The organism is Promicromonospora sp. NPDC023987 (genome assembly GCF_040639055.1).
Classification (GTDB): domain Bacteria; phylum Actinomycetota; class Actinomycetes; order Actinomycetales; family Cellulomonadaceae; genus Promicromonospora.
Genome location: NZ_JBEZZF010000023.1, coordinates 43191 through 58799 on the forward strand (window position 1 = coordinate 43191; position 15609 = coordinate 58799).

The following is a 15609-nucleotide window of genomic DNA, read 5'->3' on the forward strand; positions in this document are numbered from 1 at the left end:
TCTGCTCAGTGGTGCTACGTGGCTGGGCTCAGACCCTATGCGTACGAGCCTGCGGCTCAGCCCATGCGGATGAACGTGGGGTTCGACTGCCAGATGGTGCGGAAGTCGACCACGGTGCCCGGCTTGGACGCGTCGATCATGGTGTTGCCACCGGCGTAGATCGAGACATGGCCGGGGGTCCACATCAGGTCGCCCGGCTGCGCCTCGGACGCCGGCACCTGCGTGCCGTAGCCCGGCTGCGCGCCCGACGAGTGCGGCAGGTTGATACCGAGCTGGCCGTAGACGTACGAGGTGAAGCCGGAGCAGTCGAAGCCGCTCGGCGATCCACCACCGGAGACGTACGGCACGCCGACGTAGCGGCTCGCGATGGAGATCACGGAGTTGCCGATCGCCGACGCGGGAACGTCCACCGAGGTGGCGGTGGCGGCGGCGGCCTCTGCGGCTTCCGCAGCCTCTGCGGCGGCCTCCTCTGCGGCCTTCTCGGCCTCTGCGGCGGCGAGCTCTGCCTGGTAGTCCTCGTTCTCGGCGGCGGAGACCACGGAGACCGCGGCCTTCTCGACGGTGAGCTCAGCGTCGGGCGCGACGGTCACGACGGGGGCGTTGGCCAGCGCCTCGCGAGCCTGCGACGTCAGAGCGTTGAGGTCGACCGAGTTCATCTTCGCGTGGCCGGACTCGACGGGCGCGGCCTGTGCGGCCATCGCTCCACCGAAGGTCGAGACGAGAAGTGCGCCACCGGCAGCGGCGACCGCGGTACGGCGGCCGACGGCGGCGTTCTGCGCGAGTTCGCTGAGGGGAGTTACTGGTCGTCGCGCAGCCCGATGACGGGCGCGAGTCGTACGTGCAGTCACGTATTACCTCTCCTTGTACGCCTTCGAGGTCAGCTGTCGGGTTCGGGTGGGAGAAATCACCCGGCCGTGCATCCCGAAGGAATACCCGGCTTCACCCCGAGGACGCACCCTGGCGCCCGTTGGTGGGTCCCCCGCCTCTGTCATGCGGTCGTTTTGGACCCCGGCCGGTGACAGAGTTCGGCGTCCGTCCGAGGACTCCCACGAATAACTCCGTGGGAGCGGTCCGAACGTACCGGACCTCTCCGCCGATGTCACGTTCCGGCAACGAATGCCATGACGTGTCGGACCTGCGGCTTCACGTTTCCGGCAAATCGGACGCTTTAAGCGGTCGCCACGAAGAGGTGGCGGGCCAGGTCTTCCCCGAGCTCGAGCGCAGTTCCCGCGCCGTCGACCGTCACCGTGTAGGTCCCGTCGTTGTGCTCGGCGGTGACGCGGGAGCCGGGCACCAGGCCGGCGTCCGACAGGCGCGCGAGCAGCTCGACGTCCGTCTGCAGTGGCTCCGCGATGCGGGTGAGGGACGCCGCGAGCGGCTCGCCCTTGATGCCCTTCTTCGCCGCAGCCTCGAACGCGGCGGGCAGCGAGATCACGCCGGTCAGGAACGGCACGTCGGTGTACTCCTCGCCCAGCTCCGAGAGGCCGGGGATCGGGTTGCCGTACGGGTCGTGGTGCGGGTGGTCGAGCAGGCCGACGAGGCGCTTCTCCACGAGGTCGCTCATGACGTGCTCCCAGCGGCAGGCCTCGACGTGCACGTGCTCCCAGTCGAGCTTGATGACGTCGGTCAGCAGACGCTCGGCGAGCCGGTGCTTGCGCATCACGCGCATCGCCTTGTCCTGACCCAGCTCGGTGAGCTCGAGGTGCCGGTCGCCCGTCACGATCACCAGACCGTCGCGCTCCATGCGCGCGACGGTCTGGGACACCGTCGGGCCGGAATGCCCCAGGCGTTCCGCGATGCGCGCGCGCAGGGGCGTGATGCCCTCCTCGTCGAGCTCGTAGATCGTCTTGAGGTACATCTCGGTGGTGTCGATCAGATCCGTCACGTCAGCTCCCGTCATGCGCACAGCCGCCCAGTCGCCCTGGACACGTGCGGCCCGGGCGTCGGCCCAGGTTCTAGTCTAGTTCTGTGCCACTGACTATCCCGACACAGCTGCTGCCCACCGACGGCCGTTTCGGCTCCGGCCCTTCCAAGGTGCGCCCGGGCCAGGTCGATCATCTCGTGGCGAACGCGCACGTGCTCGGTACGTCACACCGGCGGGCGCCGGTGAAGGACCTGGTGCACCGCATTCGTGAGGGTGTCACGGAGCTGCTGGGCGCGCCCGACGGATACGAGGTGGTGCTCGGCAACGGCGGCGCGACGGCCTTCTGGGACGTCGCGACGCTGTGCCTCGTCGAGCGCAAGGCCCAGCACGCGGCCTTCGGCGAGTTCGGGGGCAAGTTCGCCACCGCAACGTCGCGTGCGCCCTTCCTCGAGCCCTCCCAGGTGATCTCGGCGGAGCCTGGCTCGGTGGCCTACCTCGAGGCGGCCGACGACGTCGACACCTACGCCACCCCGCACAACGAGACCTCCACCGGAGCGATCGCTCCGGTGCGGCGCCCGACGGGGCCCGACGGCGCCGTCGTGCTCACGGACGCGACGTCCGGTGCGGGCGCCCTGCCCGTGGACCTCAGCCAGACCGACGCGTACTACTTCGCCCCGCAGAAGGCGTTCGCGGCCGACGGCGGCCTGTGGCTCGCCGTCCTGTCCCCCGCCGCCGTGGAGCGGGCCGCACGGATCGAGGGTTCGGGTCGGTGGGTGCCGGAGTTCCTGTCGCTCACGACGGCCGTGACGAACTCGCGCCAGGACCAGACGCTCAACACGCCCGCCGTCGCGACGCTGCTCCTCCTGGCCGACCAGGTCGAGTGGCTGCTGGAGCAGGGCGGGCTGGCGTGGTCGACCAAGCGTTGTGCGACGTCGGCCGAGATCCTCTACTCCTGGGCCGAGTCGAGGGAGTGGGCGACACCGTTCGTCACGCGCCCCGAGGAGCGGTCGACAGTGGTCGGCACCATCGACCTCGCTCCGGAGATCGACGTCGAGCGCGTGCTCGCCGACCTGTCGGCCAACGGTGTGCAGGACGTGTTCGCGTACCGGAAGCTCGGACGCAACCAGCTCCGCGTCGGGATGTACCCTGCGGTCGACCCGGACGACGTCGCGGCGCTCACCGCGTGCGTCGACTACCTCGTCGAAACCGTTTGACCAGCGCGATCACGTCCGCAATACCCCTTCGGCGGCGAGTTCTGGCTATTGTCCGGGGCACAGGGACTCTGTAACGTTTCCGCAACAGAGGGAACCATTCAAGGGGCTGTTCAAACACCATGCCAGTGATCGACCACTTCACCTTCGGGATCGTGACGCCGTTGCTGGCGTACGCGATCTCGTGTACCGGCGCAGCAACGGGCCTCGCGTGCACGTCTCGAGCCCGAGCAGCTTCGGGCGGGACGCGCGCCGCGTGGCTCGTGTTCGGCGCCATCGCCCTCGGTGGCACCGGCATCTGGGTGATGCACTTCGTCGCCATGCTGGGCTTCTCCGCTTCCGGCGTGACCATCAGATATGACATCCCCCAGACCCTCCTGAGCGCGGCGATCGCCATCGTCGTGGTCGGGGCGGGTCTGTTCATCACGGAGCTGGGCAAGCGCAAGCTGCCCGCGATGCTCATCGGCGGTGCCCTCGCGGGCGCCGGCGTCGCGGCCATGCACTACATGGGCATGGAAGCGATGCAGATGTCGGCGGAGGTCGTCTACAACCCGGCCTACGTCGTCGCCTCGATCGTCATCGCGGTCGTCGCGGCCACGGCCGCACTGTGGTGCACCGTGCACATCCGCGGCACGCTCGCCACGATCGTCGCAACTCTGGTGATGGGGTTTGCCGTGACCGGCATGCACTACACCGGCATGGCCGGCGTCTCCGTGATCAACCCGATCGACAGCGTCCCCGCCGGCGCCTCGACGATGCAGCTGCTCGTGCCGCTCGTCATGGCGGTGAGCGTCGTGACGTTCCTGCTCATCCTCGGGATCGGCCTCTGGCCCACCGAGGAAGAGCTGCGCACGCAGGCTGAGTTCGAGAACCGGCTCAAGGCGCACAGCGAGCAGGGTCAGCAGTTCGAGAACATCCGGCAGGAACCGCAGCCAGGTCCTGCGCAGTTCGCGCAGACGCATCGCGCGCACTGACTCGCGCCCGGCAGCGACGACGGAGCGCCCGTCCCCATCGTGGGGCGGGCGCTCCGCTCGTTGTGACCACACCCACGTACCGTTAGCAAGGCTAATGATCTAGACTGGCGTGGTGTCGAGCTCCCGCAGATCCAGTCGCAGCCCGGCCACTGTCGGGGGTGACCTCCGCGTCGCCCTGACCCGAGTCTCTCGCCGCCTGCGTGCCGAGCGCGGCGAGGCCGACCTCCCCGAGGGCCAGTTCGGAATCCTGACGGTGCTCCACAAGCACGGCGAGATGTCCCCCGGTTCCCTCGCCGAGCACGAACGAGTCCGACCGCCCTCGATGACTCGCGCGGTGAACACCCTGACGGAGCTCGGCCTCGTCGAGAAGGTGGAGCACGCGACGGACCGCCGTCAGGTGGTCGTCCGGCTCACCGCCGCGGGTTCGCGCGAGGTCGCCGAGACCCGGCGGCGCCGCGACGCCTGGCTCACCAAACAGCTGTCCACCCTGACCGGAGAGGAGAGAGAGATCCTTGCAGGAGCCAGCGAGCTCCTGATCCGGATCGCCGCTCGATGAGCGCAACTTTCGCCAGCCTGAAGTACCGCAACTATCGCCTCTGGTTCGCCAGCGCTCTCGTCGCCAACATCGGCACCTGGATGCAGCGCGTCGCCCAGGACTGGGTCGTGCTGACCCTTCTCACGAACAACTCCGGCGTCGCCGTGGGTATCGTCACCGCACTCCAGTTCATCCCGCACATCTTCCTGTCCGCCTGGGCAGGTCTCCTCGCTGACCGTGTCGACCGCCGCAAGCTCCTGATGCTCACGCAGGGCGGCATGGGCGTGCTGGGCCTTGGGCTCGGTGTGCTGGTGCTGTCCGGCGCGGCCGAGCTGTGGCACGTCTACGGGTTCGCCACCCTCCTCGGCGTGGTGAGCGCCATCGACGGTCCGGTGCGCCAGACCTTCGTCGCCCAGCTCGTGCCGACAGCGCGGCTCGCGAACGCCGTCGGGCTCAACTCGACCAACTTCAACGCCGCGCGGCTCATCGGTCCCGGTGTGGCGGGCCTGCTCATCGCCGCCGTCGGCACCGGATGGGTGTTCATCATCAACGGCATCGCGTTCGGTGCCGTCATCATCTCGCTCACGCGGATGCGCGACCTGAACGCCCTACCGATAGCCTCGCGCGCCAAGGGTCAGATCCGCGAGGGTCTCGCGTACATCCGCGGCCGCAGCGACATCGTCGTGATCATGGTGGTCATGGGCGTGGTCTCGACGTTCGGCCTGAACTTCCAGCTGACGTCGGCCATGATGGCGCGCGTCGAGTTCGGCCGGGGCGCGAGCGAGTACGGCATCCTCGGATCGGTCCTCGCGATCGGCTCGCTCGCCGGTGCTCTCCTGGCCGCCCGGCGGGAACGACCGCGGGTGCGGCTCGTGCTCGGCGCCGCGTTCGCGTTCGCGATCTCCATGGGGATCCAGGCGGTCATGCCGACCTACCTCGGGTACCTGCTGATGTGTATCCCCGTCGGCTTCGCGTCCCTGACCATGCTGACCTCGGCGAACGCCGCGATCCAGCTCTCCGTGGCCCCGGAGCTGCGCGGACGCGTCATGTCGATCTACGTGATGGTGCTCCTCGGCACCACGCCCCTCGGCTCGCCGGTGGTGGGCTGGATCGGCGAGGAGTTCGGGCCGCGGTACGCCGTGCTGATCGGTGCGGCGGCGACGCTCCTCGTGGCCGTGATCGCGACGGTGTGGGCGTACCGGACCTGGCACGTGCGCGTCCGCGCCCGGCTCTCCCGCTCGCACCGCATCCCGCGCCCGTACCTCCAGGTGACGTACCCCGAGGTGGACCGGAAGCCGGAGAGGCAGGCCTTGGCGGCCTGACCCCGGCCGCGCGCCGCCGCGCCCCGCTACCCAGCGATTGCGCCCGAAATCCGTGCGAGTTCGGGCGCAATCGCTGGGTAGAGGCGCACTTTCCGGTGTCCGAGCGCGACCACAACGGGGGTTCGGCGGCAGTTGTGCACAGGGGGCGCCGGCTGGGCTGCCCGCCCGGCTCGGCGCTGCTGGAGTGGGTCCCATGCCAAAGACCTTCACGATGCCCCGAGCGGCAGAGCCGCTCCTCCGGCGACAGGCCGGGCTCCTGTCCACGCTCCAGTGCGAGGAGCTCGGCATCGGGCGTGAGGTTCGCCGCCGCATGGTCAAGCAGCTTCGCTGGACCAGCCCGGCGCGGAGCGTCTACGACACCGATCCCGTGCCGCTCGGACACAGGGTCAGGGCCGACTGGTTCGATCACGTCGCGCGGTGGCGCACCTGGTTCGCCCTGCTGCTGCACGGCCCGGATGCCATAGCGACCGGTGGCTCAGCGCTCGTGCTGCACGGTGTGTCCGGTCTGCCCCGCGACTTCCCGCTTGAGGTCGCACGTCAGGACCGATCGCCGCGACGACGCCGGCACGGCGTCGCCGTCGTCGACTACTCACCGTTCCCTACGGTGACGATCGGTGACCGCAAGGTCGCCCGGATCGACCACGCCGCGGCGCAAACGATCGCCAAGCTCCCGCGCCAGAACGCCCTCGCCGTGCTCGATGACCTCGCGCGGTGGCACGGGTTCAGCCCGATCGACCTCGTCGCGCTCCACGACCTGGTCCGATGCCGACACGGTGCCGCCATGCTCCATGAGCTGTTCGGCCTGGTCGTCACGCGCTCGGAGTCGCCTGCCGAGTCCTTCGCCCGGTTGTCGTTCCATGACAACGGGGTGCCCCCGGACGATATCCAGGCCCTGATCGTGATGGACGGCAAGGTCGTGGCACGCGTCGACTTCATCTGGCGGCTGCCTGACGGGCGATGGCTCGTCGTCGAGATCGACGGGGTCGGCCCGCACAGCTCGCCGCAGGCGCTCGTCCGCGACGCCCCACGGCAGAACCAGCTCCTGGCGTCCGGGCAGGTGATCATGTTGCGTTTCAAGCCGGCCGACAACGACAAGCCCGGCGGCGTCGGCGCAGAGATCGCCAAGGTGCTGGCCGCCCATCATTGGAAGCCCGGCCAGTACACGGGCGCTGGCACCCGCATCGAGCTGCGCTCTCCCGCGCCTACCCAGTGATTCGGCCCGAACTCGCGCTGAGTTCGGACCAGATCACTGGGTAGAGCGCCGCACCTCGGCACCTCGGCACCTCGGCACCCGCCGCCCGCCGCCCAGGCCCGGCTAGATGCCTACCGCCGCCCGGATCGGGCCGATCAGGAAGTAGACGACGAACAGCGCCGCCGCCACCCACAGCAGCGGGTGGACCTTGCGGGTCTTGCCCACGGCGACCTTGAGCAGCACGAACGAGATCACGCCGGCGCCGATGCCGACGGTGATCGAGTACGCGAACGGCATGAGGATCATCGTGAGGAACGCGGGGATCCCTACCTCGAGGTCCGTCCAGTCGATGCCCGTCACCTGGACGACCATGAGGAACCCGACCACCACGAGCGCGGGGGTGGCCGCCTCGTGCGGCACCACCTCCACGAGCGGCGACAGGAACGTGGTCAGCAAGAACGCCACACCGGTCGTCACGGCGGCGAGCCCGGTCCTGGCGCCGTCGCCCACACCGGACGCCGACTCGACGTACGCGGTGTTCGAGGACACCGATCCTGCGCCACCCGACACCGCGGCCAGCGAGTCGACGACCAGGATCCGGGTGGTGCGCGGCGGGTTGCCCTTCTCGTCGAGCAGCCCGGCCTCACCGCCGATGGCGACCATCGTGCCCATCGTGTCGAAGAAGTCGGCGATGAGGAGCGTGAACACGAGCAGGATCACCGCCACGATGCCGATCTTGTCGATCGACCCGAACAGCGAGAACTGGCCGATGAGCGAGAAGTCGGGCAGGGCGACGACCGAGTCGGGCAGGGCGGGGACGTTGAGCGCCCAGCCGCCGGGGTTGTCCTCACCCCGCGCGCCGATGTTGCCGACGGCCTCGACGACGAGGGCCAGCACCGTCGACGCGATGATCGCGACGAGGATGCCGCCCCGCACCTTGCGCACCATCAGGACGGCGGCGAGCAGCAGGCCGAACGCGAAGACGAACAGCGGCCAGGTGCCGACCGAGCCGCCCATGCCGAGCTCGGTGGGGGTCGCCAGCGACACGGGGATGCGCACGAAGCCGGCGTCGAACACGCCGATGAACGCGATGAACAGGCCGATGCCCACGCTGATGGCGACCTTGAGCTCGCGCGGCACCGCGCGGAACACTGCCTCCCGGAAACCAGTGACGACCAGGATCAGGATGACAAGACCCTCGAGCACGACGATGCCCATGGCATCGGCCCAGGTCATACCGGGCAGCGCGGCCACCGAAAAGGCGACGACGGCGTTCAGGCCGAGCCCTGCCGCGAGCGCCATCGGGAAGTTCGCGACGACCCCCATGAGGATCGACATGATGCCGGCGACGAGGGCGGTCGCCGCGGCGATCGCCGCGAGGTCGCCGACGCCGTCACCGCCCCCGAGGAACTGCCCGGTCCCGTCGGCCACGTTGCCGAGGATGAGCGGGTTCAGCACCACGATGTAGCTCATCGTGAAGAAGGTGACGAGCCCGCCGCGCACCTCCGTCCACACCGTGGATCCGCGTTCGCTGATCTTGAAGAACCGGTCGATGGCGCCACGCGCCTGGGCCTGGTCGTGAGCCATGGTCCGATGTTGCCCTTCGTTACCCGATGTTGCCTGATGTCGTGCTGCCCACCGCGGTCCGGAGCATCTGCTCCACGGCCGGCACCTGGGTCAGCACGTAGCCGGCGCTGAGGTGGTGGTAGTCCCGGTAGACGGGCTGGTCCATGTCCCCGATGGTGCAAACCTGTTCGTCACAGGTCTGCGCCCAGACACCGTCCCAGGTGGTGACACCGTACTTCGTCCACGTCTCAGCGCTGATCCGGGGCAGGTCTCCGTTGGAGGCCTCGGCGTCCGCGCGCGGGATGGTGCAGTCGCCGACCCCGTCCAGGGGGCGGGTGAGGCATTCGAGGGGGTCGATGTCGAGCTGGGGGTTGTCCTCGACCGCCACCACGGTGGGTGTGATGGCGGTGAGGTGCGCGAACAGCTTGTCATTGGCGTTCGCCCAGGTGGTGCGCGCCTCCTCCACGGTCATCCCGGTGCCGTCGGGGTGCTCCATGCGGCCGGCGTAGATGTGCGCCTGGCTGACGACGACGGCGTCGGGCCGCAGGTCCTCGACGACCTCCACCGACTCGGTCTGGAAGCTGGAGCACGGGCCGCGCTCGGCAGGCTGGTAGACGTTGACCTCGGCGACGGGGCAGCCGTGCCGCCAGTGGACGGCGAGGCGCAGTCCCGCCTTGGTCGCCGCGGCGTCGAAGGCGGGGATCCACTGCATGGCGTGCGAGTCGCCGAGGAGCAGCACGGTGGTGTCGGCGGAGACGTCGCCGAGCAGGCAGACGTCGACACCCCTCGTCGTCTCGGTGTGGTCCGTGCATCCGTAGGACTCCGGTTCGCCGCCGACCTCGACCGCGGTGGCGTAGGGCTCGTTCTGCAACACGGCTCCGGTAGCCACACGGGTGCCGACGACCGTCGCGCCGACGGTGAGCCCGATCGCCACGGTGACCGCGGCGGTGCGACGCCACGACCTCATCGCCCCGCTGAACCGGATGGGATTCTCGACCCAGCGGTAGGTGGCGACCGCGGCCCCCAGCGCGGCGAGCGTGGCGAGCACCTTGAGCCAGATCGCGTCGTTCTGTACCGCGGCGGTCGTGAGCACGACGAACGGCCAGTGCCACAGGTACCAGGAGTAGGAGACGTCGCCGATGCGCTGCAGCACCGGCAAGCCGAGCACGCGGTCCACCCAGGTGCCTGACGTCGGGATGCTGCCGGCGGCGAGCACCAGCAGCGCACCGCCGACGGGCAGCAGCGCGATGCTGCCGGGGAACGGGTCGGTCTCGCGGACGAGCGCGAAGGAGAGTGCGAGCAGCACGAACCCCGCGGTGCCGAGCAGCGTCCGGAGCAGGCGGGGCCGCAGCCGGGACCGCTCGGCGAGCCTGCCCCAGGGCAGCGTCGCGACGAGCGCGGCGCCCGCGAACTCCCAGGCGCGGGTCGGCAGCACGTAGAAGGCCCAGTCGGGGGCGGTCGCCGTCAGCCAGACGGACGTCGCCAGCGACACGACGAAGGTTCCGGCGAACAGCGCCTGCAGCATGCGGCGGGCCGGCACGCGGGTGCGCCGGGCCACCGCGACCGCCAGCAGGATCAGCAAGGGCCAGAGGATGTAGAACTGCTCCTCGATGCCGAGCGACCAGGTGTGCAGGTAGGGGCTCGGGGTGACGGAGTCGGAGAAGTAGCTCTGCCCCTGGTACGGGAACAGCAGGTTGGAGACGAACAGCATCGCTGACGCGCCGTGCCAGGCGAGCCGCCCCCACACCAGCGGGGACAGGACCAGGACGCTCGCGAGCATCGTGACCGTCACGACGAGCGCGAGCGCTGGCACGAGGCGCCGCATGCGGCGGGTCCAGAACTCGACGAGGTCGACGGATCCCGCACGGTCCACCTCGCGCAGCAGCAGGGAGCTGATGAGGTAGCCGGAGATCACGTAGAAGACGTCGACGCCCGTGAACCCGCCGGGAACCGAGATCCCCGCGTGGTAGACGACGACGGCGAGGACGGCGATGGCGCGGAGCCCGTTGATGTCCGTCCGGAACGCGTGGCCGGAGCCCGGTGCGGTGGGCGCGTCCGCACCGGTTCCGCGGGGTCCGGTGGACGCTCCGGTAGGTCGCTCGACGGCGGTGGTCGTCGCCTGCGCCAATTTTTCTCCTGCGGTCGTTCCGGACGGGTGCGCGGCTCACACCATAACGGGAGCATCTGGTGGCCTTGACCGGGTATCGAGGAGGGTGTGAGGAGAGTCGGCTCAACCGAGGAACACGTGCGAGCAGATCAGGACGGGGGACGCGGCCGTTCCGCCGTCGCGCACGCACCCGATCGCGCCGCGCAGCAGCTCGGCGTTCACGAGGTTGTCCCGGTGCGACGGCGAGTCGAGCCAGGCCTGCACGACGTCCTGCGGCGGGCGCTCCGTGCGGCTGAGGTTCTCCGCGGCGATCGTGTCGCCGGGGCAGCTCTGCTGGACGGGCGGGAGCGGCGCGTGCACGAGCTCCGGCGCACCGATCAGCGCCTCGGCGCGGTCCACGGCGACGGCCTCGAGGCAGGTGTCGTGCTCCAGCGGCGCGACGTCCAGCCGCGCCCTTGCCTCGTTCACGTCGGCCTCGAGCGCTGCCCCGTACTGCTCCGGGTCCGCCAGGTCCACGGTGCCGGAGACCTCGGGCCCGAGCGGGCCGGCGTCCGGCGCCGCTGAACAGGCCGAGAGCAGCACGGCGACGGTCAGGATCGGGACGGCGAAGCCGGTCGGGGTGCGGCGCACGACGTCGATTCGACACCGCGCACCCGCCGTCCACAACCGGAGGCGGCGCGCTGCCCGCGGCACCCGCCCGCCGGACCGGCGCCGTCAGCCGAGGAACACGTGCGCGCAGATCATGACCGGAGCGGCGGGGTCGCCGCCGTCGGGCACGCAGGCGACCGCACCCCGCGTGAGGTCGCCGTTCAGGATGTTGGCGCGGTGCCCCTCGGAGTCCATCCAGCCCTGCGCCGCCTCCGGCGGCGCCCACGCGCCCTTGGCCAGGTTCTCCGCCACCGCGTTGGTGGGGCAAGCCTCGAAGATCGGGCCGAGCGGTGCGTGCGCCAGCTCCTTCCCGACCAGCGCGGCGGCTCGCTCGAGCGCCACGTCGTACGCGCAGGCGTCGTGGGTCAGGGGCGGCAGGCCGTTCGCCGTGCGGTGCCCGTTGACGGCGTCCTCCAGCGCGGCGGCGTACTGCGCGGCGTCGCTCAGGTCGGCGTCGGCCGACCCCTCGTCCCCGGCCCCGCCCGCCGAACCGCCGCTGCCGCCCTCTGACCCGCCGGTGCCACCGGAGTCTCCGGAACCCGCGTCGTCGCCCTGCTCCGCGTCGTCGCCCGCCCCGGGCGCGGCCTCGCGGTCCCCGCCGCGCGACGCCGAACCGGTGGGTGCCGGCTGCACGTCGACCGCGGCGGACTCCTGGGTGTGCTCTCCCTGGATCGAGCCCACCGAGGTGGGCTGCGGGGAGGGCGCCACCTGCACGGGAGCGGCCGCGCTCACGACCCCTGGGGCCATCCCCGGCGCGGGCATCGGCTCGGCGCCCGGATCGAGGAGCCCTGCGCACGCCGTCAGGCACGCGGCCACCGCGGCGCCCAGGGCTACGCGGGCGACGGCCCTGGGCAGGGCGCGCCGCGGCCGGGACGCGGACGACGTCGTGCAGCGCGCTGGGGACACAAGTCCGGACAATACCGGCGATCTCGGCGGTGGGGAATGGTGCGGACGCATCTGCGACAGGACGCCGCGGCCGACGGCCCGCCGCTGGGGCACCGCGGCGGCCGATCGCAGCCGGTCGCGACTGCGGGGCTCCGGTCGCACGCGGCACATTCATCGCATATTTTTGCGGGGCACCAGCGCCCCTTTCCCGGCCGACCAGCTGAGGTCTTCTGATGTCCGGAACGAGCACGAGCAGCACGCCCTGGCACGACCGTCGAATTACCTTTGTCGGCGGTCTGCAGCGCAGTGGAACCACTCTTGTCGCCCGCATCATCGGCGCGAGCGCCGACGCCTCAGCACTGACCGGAACCGGCGCCGTACTGGACGAGGGCCAGCATATTCAGGACATCTATGCTGGCGGTCTCGGCAATACGTCCGAATGGTCGTTTCACCCGCAGGCGCACCTCACCGAGGAGGACGCGCGGCGCGTGCCCGACGCCGGTGCGCGGCTCTGGCAGAGCTGGTCGCCCTTCTGGGACCTCGACCGCACCGTGCTCGTGGAGAAGTCTCCGCCCAACCTCACGAAGATGCGCTACTTCCAGGAGATCTTCCCGAAGGCACGCTTCATCGTCGTGACACGACACCCCGTGGTGCAGGCGCTGGCGGTCCGGAAGTGGGCCACGCGTAGCCGTGGGCGGTTCACCTACGGCTTCCCGCGGCTCGTCGAGCACTGGGTGCACGCGCACGACGTGTTCGCGGAGGACGCGCTGCACATCGAGAACCTGCTGGTGCTGCGGTACGAGCACCTGATGCGCGATCCCGCGCAGCAGCTCGGCCGGGTCGCGGAATTCCTGGACATCGAGCTCGATGCCGAGGCGGTCGGCGCCGTCGACGTCGGGCGCGGCAACCGCTACGCGGAGCTGTGGCGGACCGGTGGCCGAGGCCAGCTGGCGGGGCGGTTCCGGAGCCACGTCGGGAATCTTGGTTCCCGCAGCGGCACACCGCGGGCCGACCTGCTCCGCGACGTCACCGACGCCGCGCTGCTCCCCCGCTATCGCAACGTGGTCAACGAGCATCTCGGGGACCGGATCCGTGCGCACGGGTACGACCTGAGCACGCTGGACGAGGCCGCCCCGTGGGCCCCGGTGGTCCGCGGTGCACCGGCGGTCCTGGCGGCCGACACCCGATGAGGAGAGATCAACCTGGTGCTCGGGACCCAAGATCGCAGCGTCACCGGCCCGGCGGATCAGCCGGGCCGTCCGCTCCCGCCGGCCACCGCCGTCGTCGCAGGGTCGCCGGACCCGTCGATCAGCACCGCTCTGAGGACGTCAAGGTCCTGCCTGTCGCAGCGGACGGCGGCCAGCCGCCGGGGACGGCCGGTATAGAGATGACAGGTCACGAGCATCGGTGGTCCCGCGTGCCGGCCTGGCCGCTGCCAGGCTGCCACGCCGTGCAACGAGGATGCCGCGACCGTCGTGATGCGCTCGACGGAGAACAGCGTCGTGTGCACCATGACGTCGGCGACCGGATCGAAGTGCAGCTCAGCGGTGAGGAGAGCGCCCACGGCACGAAGCAGTGCGAAGGAGATGAGCGCCCCGACGGCCGACCAGAGGACCGGTGTCGCCGCCATCACCTGCATCAGCCAGAACACCAGGGCCGGAACCGTGACGAGCCCCAGCGTGGACATGCTGCTCCGCACCAACGCTCCGCGTCCCTTGGCGCGGTACGTCCGCTCGGTCAGGAAGCTCCTGAGATGCCTCCGGACCAAGGCGTCCACGACCAGGACCGAGACCGAGGGCACGATGAGGTTCGTCCCGAGCCCGCCGGTCGCGTCCCGGGTGACCACCGAGAGCCGGGCGCGGCCCATCAGCCGCTCGAGGAAGTTCCGCTGGACCGTCACGCCCACGACCGCTCCAGGGTCCACCACACGTTCGCGGGCTTCGATCAACCCGTAGCGGATGGCCAGCCGGCCATCTCGGAGGGCCGTCACCCGGAACCCGTGGAACCGCACGACCGTACCCACGACGCCGACCACCATCGCGCCGAGCGCGGCCACGACCCCCACCCACACGACGCCGAATCGCTCGGTGACCCCGCCGAGACCGGCAGCCAGGTCGAGGGTGTCGATCGCCTCCCACGCGGCCATCAGCACCACCGGCGCCAACAGGAGCGCCTGACCGTGCGCGAGGCTCATCAGGGCCAGGCCACGGCGGTCGAGCGCGTGGATCAGCGTCTCCTGGGCGGCGTCGCTCGTCTGTGCGGCGGCGTCGTCGAGCAACGAGCCGCTCGGCTCCGCGGGGACGTCTGCGTCCCGCCCCGGGACGTCTGTGTCCGGTCCCGGACCGGCGAACGTCAGCAGCCGGGACAGCAGGGGATCACCATCAGGAAGGGCACGGAGCACCACCTGCGCCGATTCCTCGCCCGCCTGGATCAGCGTCACACGGTTCAGCTTGAAGAGCCGCAGGTACCACGGCCTCCGTGTCTCGACGCTCTTCACACGAGACCAGGCCATGGTCCGGGTACGACGTGCGAACAGCCCGCTCGTCACCGATACCCCTGTGTCGTCGACGACGTAGGTGACGGACAGCCAGCCGTATACCGGTCCCACCAGGCGCAGCGCGAACGCGACGAGCATGGCGACCAGACCAGCGGTCCGGAGCTGACCGTCATCGCGTGCCGCCCAGGCGGACAGGGCGACCAGGAGGAGAGCGAGGCTCGGCAGGGTCTGGACGAGCTCGGCGGCGACGAGCGCTGCCGGAGCCCGTGCCCCGGCACGGGACACGGGCGGCATCAACCGACCACCTCGCTGTCGGCACGCCGGTCGAGTACCGCGCGACGAATGCGCTCCGCCCGGTCCGGCGGCAGCGGGCCGACCCCGTCGACCGCGAGGAGACACGTGAACCGAACTGTGACGAGCCCCATCGACGCCAACAGCGGCCCTTGGACGGTCTCGACATTGAGGATCTGCGCGGTCGGGATCGTCGCGGACCTGCGGAACAGGCGGCCCTGCGCCACATAGACGAACTCGGGGGTCACGGTGAAGGAGTAGTTGCGGAACTGGACCCTGTTGAGCACGAGGACGTCGAGCACGACGCTGAGGACCACGACCGGAGCGACGACCCAGGGCACCCAGAAGAGCATCCACTCCGCACGGAAGATCAGCAGGACACCCGCACAGGCCGCCAGGAAGAGTCCGCCGCCGATCATCGAGCGGATGTTCCAGTAGCGGATGGTCGAATCGGCCAGACGTTCCGTGCCCGGATCGCCGGCCACCGGAAGCTCCGCGCTCATTCGTCCGTCTCTCG

14 protein-coding genes and 1 riboswitch are annotated in these 15609 nt (G+C 70.3%); of the genes, 6 read left to right on the plus strand and 8 right to left on the minus strand.

Going from position 1 to position 15609, the window contains the following annotated elements:
• Positions 1-56 precede the first annotated feature (56 nt).
• Both AB0F40_RS12755 and AB0F40_RS12760 read right to left on the minus strand, forming a co-directional pair.
• Positions 57-698 (minus strand): NlpC/P60 family protein, encoded by a 642-nt coding sequence (locus AB0F40_RS12755; protein WP_357467495.1) that lies wholly within the window; start codon positions 696-698, stop codon positions 57-59.
• Between the two features lie 152 nt (positions 699-850).
• Positions 851-1041, minus strand: a riboswitch (cyclic di-AMP (ydaO/yuaA leader).
• A gap of 127 nt (positions 1042-1168) precedes the next feature.
• Entirely contained in the window at positions 1169-1885 is a 717-nt protein-coding gene (locus AB0F40_RS12760; protein WP_357467498.1) for an iron dependent repressor, metal binding and dimerization domain protein, read from the minus strand.
• Between the two features lie 83 nt (positions 1886-1968).
• On the opposite strand from AB0F40_RS12760, the gene serC reads away from it, so the two are divergent.
• From serC to AB0F40_RS12785, 5 genes are all read left to right on the plus strand, one after another.
• Positions 1969-3078, plus strand: a complete 1110-nt coding sequence (gene serC, locus AB0F40_RS12765; RefSeq protein ID WP_357467501.1) for a phosphoserine transaminase — start codon at positions 1969-1971, stop codon at positions 3076-3078.
• A gap of 119 nt (positions 3079-3197) precedes the next feature.
• Entirely contained in the window at positions 3198-4049 is an 852-nt protein-coding gene (locus tag AB0F40_RS12770; RefSeq protein ID WP_357467504.1) for an MHYT domain-containing protein, read from the plus strand.
• A 112-nt stretch (positions 4050-4161) separates the two neighbouring features.
• Positions 4162-4605, plus strand: a complete 444-nt coding sequence (locus tag AB0F40_RS12775) for a MarR family transcriptional regulator (protein WP_357467506.1) — start codon at positions 4162-4164, stop codon at positions 4603-4605.
• A complete protein-coding gene (locus AB0F40_RS12780) occupies positions 4602-5906 on the plus strand; it encodes an MFS transporter (protein WP_357467509.1) in 1305 nt (434 codons plus the stop codon). Before AB0F40_RS12775 ends, AB0F40_RS12780 begins: the two co-directional genes overlap by 4 nt.
• Positions 5907-6099: 193 nt before the next feature.
• Positions 6100-7119, plus strand: coding sequence for a hypothetical protein (locus tag AB0F40_RS12785; RefSeq protein ID WP_357467512.1), 1020 nt, complete (start codon positions 6100-6102; stop codon positions 7117-7119).
• 102 nt (positions 7120-7221) lie between these two features.
• Here AB0F40_RS12785 and AB0F40_RS12790 read toward each other — a convergent pair whose 3' ends face one another.
• From AB0F40_RS12790 to AB0F40_RS12805, 4 genes are all read right to left on the minus strand, one after another.
• A complete protein-coding gene (locus AB0F40_RS12790; RefSeq protein ID WP_357467515.1) occupies positions 7222-8685 on the minus strand; it encodes an NCS2 family permease in 1464 nt (487 codons plus the stop codon).
• A gap of 19 nt (positions 8686-8704) precedes the next feature.
• Positions 8705-10792, minus strand: coding sequence for an acyltransferase family protein (locus AB0F40_RS12795; RefSeq protein ID WP_357467518.1), 2088 nt, complete (start codon positions 10790-10792; stop codon positions 8705-8707).
• A 102-nt stretch (positions 10793-10894) separates the two neighbouring features.
• Positions 10895-11401, minus strand: a complete 507-nt coding sequence (locus AB0F40_RS12800) for a CAP domain-containing protein (RefSeq protein ID WP_357467520.1) — start codon at positions 11399-11401, stop codon at positions 10895-10897.
• 84 nt (positions 11402-11485) lie between these two features.
• Positions 11486-12325, minus strand: a complete 840-nt coding sequence (locus AB0F40_RS12805) for a CAP domain-containing protein (protein ID WP_357467523.1) — start codon at positions 12323-12325, stop codon at positions 11486-11488.
• 212 nt (positions 12326-12537) lie between these two features.
• On the opposite strand from AB0F40_RS12805, the gene AB0F40_RS12810 reads away from it, so the two are divergent.
• Entirely contained in the window at positions 12538-13494 is a 957-nt protein-coding gene (locus AB0F40_RS12810) for a sulfotransferase (protein ID WP_357467526.1), read from the plus strand.
• Between the two features lie 56 nt (positions 13495-13550).
• Here the strand turns inward: AB0F40_RS12810 and AB0F40_RS12815 are convergent, their stop codons facing one another.
• Positions 13551-15095 (minus strand): PH domain-containing protein, encoded by a 1545-nt coding sequence (locus AB0F40_RS12815; RefSeq protein WP_357467529.1) that lies wholly within the window; start codon positions 15093-15095, stop codon positions 13551-13553.
• Positions 15095-15595 (minus strand): PH domain-containing protein, encoded by a 501-nt coding sequence (locus AB0F40_RS12820; RefSeq protein ID WP_357467532.1) that lies wholly within the window; start codon positions 15593-15595, stop codon positions 15095-15097. Before AB0F40_RS12820 ends, AB0F40_RS12815 begins: the two co-directional genes overlap by 1 nt.
• Positions 15596-15609 lie beyond the last annotated feature (14 nt).